The organism is Parvibaculum sp., from assembly GCF_035511255.1.
GTDB lineage: Bacteria > Pseudomonadota > Alphaproteobacteria > Parvibaculales > Parvibaculaceae > Parvibaculum.
In genome coordinates this window covers 1-3192 of record NZ_DATKFR010000036.1, presented here as the reverse complement: position 1 = coordinate 3192, position 3192 = coordinate 1, and the positions used below count along the sequence as shown (strand labels likewise).

The window sequence follows — 3192 nt, the reverse complement described above, 5'->3', positions numbered from 1 at the left end:
AGCGCCGCCCCATGAATTCGCAATCCGACCGCCAGGCCGCTCTGGATTACCACGAGTTTCCCACCCCGGGAAAGATCTCCGTCGTGGCCTCCAAGCCGCTCGTCAACCAGCGTGACCTGGCCCTGGCGTACTCGCCCGGGGTGGCGGCGGCCTGCGAGGAAATCGTGGCGGACCCGGCCAATGTGTTCCGCTACACCGGCCGCGGCAACCTGGTGGGCGTGATCTCCAACGGCACCGCGGTGCTGGGCCTGGGCAATATCGGTGCGCTGGCCTCCAAGCCGGTGATGGAAGGCAAGGCGGTGCTGTTCAAGAAATTCGCCGGGCTGGACGTGTTCGACATCGAGATCAACGAGACCGACCCGGACAAGCTGGTCGAGATCATCGCCGGCCTGGAAGCCACCTTCGGCGGCATCAACCTGGAAGACATCAAGGCCCCGGACTGCTTCTATGTGGAGCGCAAGCTGCGCGAGCGCCTGCAGGATCAGGAATTCAGTGACAGTGAGGACGACGGGCTTTGCGTCCCAGGTGCAGGAATGGCGCTCGGGATCGAGCACGAGCTTGCCGCGTTCGAGCACGACCTTCTCGGCACCGCTCTCCGGCGCGGCGCCCTCGGCCTTGGGGCTCGCGCGACGCAGCACCGCCTTGACGCGCTCGACGAGAAGGCGCTGCGAGAAGGGTTTACGGATGTAGTCGTCCGCACCCATCTTGAGGCCGAAGAGCTCGTCGATCTCGTCGTCCTTCGAGGTGAGAAAGATCACCGGCAGATCGGATTTCTGACGCAGACGGCGCAGCAGCTCCATGCCGTCCATGCGCGGCATCTTGATGTCGAAGACGGCGACGTCCGGCGGATTGGCGGCAAGGCCCGCCAGAGCCGCCGCGCCATCCGTGTAGGTCTGGACGTGATAGCCTTCGGCCTCGAGGGCCATGCTTACCGAAGTCAGAATGTTGCGGTCATCGTCAACCAGCGCGATGGTTGGCATTGGCCCCCGTCCCTTTTCAAGAGCGTCGTTTCCAACAGTGTCCATCCGCGGGTCCCCTCGGCAGGCGCCGGGCCTCGTCCGGCTTCGTGAGCAAAGGCTCGCGAAGGCTTAGGGTCGCTTTTGGCCTAAAATGTGGCGGCAGTATAAGCACTTGCGACGGTTCACGCCACGCTTGTGCCCATAATGTATGACGAGAGTCACAAGAGATCCCGGGAACAAGAAGAGAACTTCCGGGAATGGCCATTCCGGCCGGCTTCCCCTGCGGCATAGGCCGCACCCCTTGCGAGTCGGTTGCGCCCCGAAAGCCGGCCAATTATGGTGCGCGCCAATCGGAACGGGACCGGAGGGAAGTCGGGCCGCGGCGGGACGGAACCTTCGCGGGCCATCCGTCATTCCCTGTAGAAAATGAACCAGATTGGTCACGGGGCCGTCCGCACGGGAGGGCTTCGGCCATGCTATAATCCCGCCTTAATTACGGGGCATATCCGCCCCCTTCACAAGACTGGTCGCGAGACTTACGAGACTGGGCGATACGCGAATAGAACAATTCAGCAGAAGACGAGGCGGCGAGAGACCGGCGGTTCGCGGAAGAGCCCGATGACGGAGAAGAATTTCCGTCGCGGCGCGCGATCCGAAAAGCCCAGCACGGCACCGGCGCAGCCTCGAGCATCACAGGAGAGAAGGTGTGAAACAGACCGGGCCCTACATCAGTAAATACGGCGTCGAAAAAAGCGGCCTCAAAAACCTCGCCGCTGCCCATTGGAACTATCGCCCGGCGGCGCTTTACGAAGAAGCCGTCCGCCGCAAGGAGGGCATGGTCGCCGCCGATGGTCCCTTCGTCGTCAAGACCGGCGTTCACACCGGCCGCTCCGCGAAAGATAAGTTCATCGTCCGCGACGAAAACACCGAAAAAGCGGTCTGGTGGGACAATAACAAGGCGATGACGCCGGAAGCCTTCGATCTTCTCCACCAGGACATGCTGAAGCACGCCGAAGGTCGCGAACTTTTCATCCAGGACCTCTTCGGCGGCGCCGACAAGACCCACCGCCTCGCGACCCGCATCTACTCCGAATATGCCTGGCACTCGCTCTTCATCCAGAACCTGCTGATCGAACCCAAGCCCGAAGAGCTCGACGACTTCCTCCCCGAATTCACGATCATCGACCTGCCGAGCTTCGAAGCGGACCCGGCGAAGTACGGCGTGCGCACCTCGACGGTGATCGCCTGCAACTTCGCCAAGCGGATCGTGCTGATCGCCAACACCTCCTATGCCGGCGAGATCAAGAAGTCCGTCTTCTCGATGCTGAATTACGAGTTGCCGCCCAAGCGCGTGATGCCGATGCATTGCTCGGCCAATATCGGCCCCAAGGGCGACACGGCGGTCTTCTTCGGCCTGTCGGGCACCGGCAAGACGACGCTTTCGGCTGACGCTTCGCGCACGCTGATCGGCGACGACGAGCATGGCTGGTCCGAGAATGGCGTCTTCAATTTCGAAGGCGGCTGCTATGCCAAGATGATCAAGCTCTCGGCCGAAGCCGAGCCCGAGATCTACGCTGTGACGAAGCGCTTCGGCACGGTGCTTGAGAACGTCGTGATGGACGAGGACACGCGCGAGCTCGATCTCGACAGCGCCGCCCTCGCCGAGAACAGCCGCGGCGCCTATCCGCTCTCCTTCATTCCGAATGCAAGCGAGACCGGCACCGGCGGCCATCCGAAGAACATCATCATGCTGACGGCCGACGCCTTCGGCGTGTTGCCGCCTATCGCCAAGCTGACGCCCAGCCAGGCGATGTATCACTTCCTCTCGGGCTATACGGCGAAGGTCGCCGGCACCGAGAAGGGCGTGACGGAGCCGGAAGCGACTTTCTCGACCTGCTTCGGCGGGCCCTTCATGTCGCGCCATCCCACCGAATACGGCAATCTGCTGCGCGCGCTCATCGCCGAGCACAAGGTCGATTGCTGGCTCGTCAACACGGGTTGGACCGGCGGAGCCTATGGCGTCGGCAGCCGCATGCCGATCAAGGCGACGCGCGCGCTGCTCGCCGCCGCGCTTGACGGTTCGCTCTCGAAGGTCGAGTTCCGCACCGATCCGAATTTCGGCTTCGAGGTACCGGTCAGCGTGCCGGGCGTCGACACGAAGATTCTCAACCCGCGCGACACATGGGCCGACAAGGCCGGCTACGACGCGCAGGCCCAGAAGGTCGTGAAGATG

The 3192-nt window shown here is 63.0% G+C and carries 1 protein-coding gene and 2 pseudogenes; 2 read left to right on the top strand and 1 reads right to left on the bottom strand.

Going from position 1 to position 3192, the window contains the following annotated elements; genetic code table 11:
- Positions 1 to 11: 11 nt before the first annotated feature.
- Positions 12 to 477 (top strand): annotated as a pseudogene (locus VMR03_RS01210) (NADP-dependent malic enzyme); the annotation flags it as partial.
- Here the strand turns inward: VMR03_RS01210 and VMR03_RS01205 are convergent.
- Positions 462 to 980: pseudogene (locus tag VMR03_RS01205) on the bottom strand (response regulator); the annotation flags it as partial. The pseudogenes VMR03_RS01210 and VMR03_RS01205 overlap by 16 nt on opposite strands.
- Before the next feature lie 685 nt (positions 981 to 1665).
- Here VMR03_RS01205 and VMR03_RS01200 point away from each other — a divergent pair.
- Positions 1666 to 3192 (top strand): phosphoenolpyruvate carboxykinase (locus tag VMR03_RS01200; RefSeq protein WP_325401464.1); only part of this gene is annotated, 1527 nt, incomplete at its 3' end.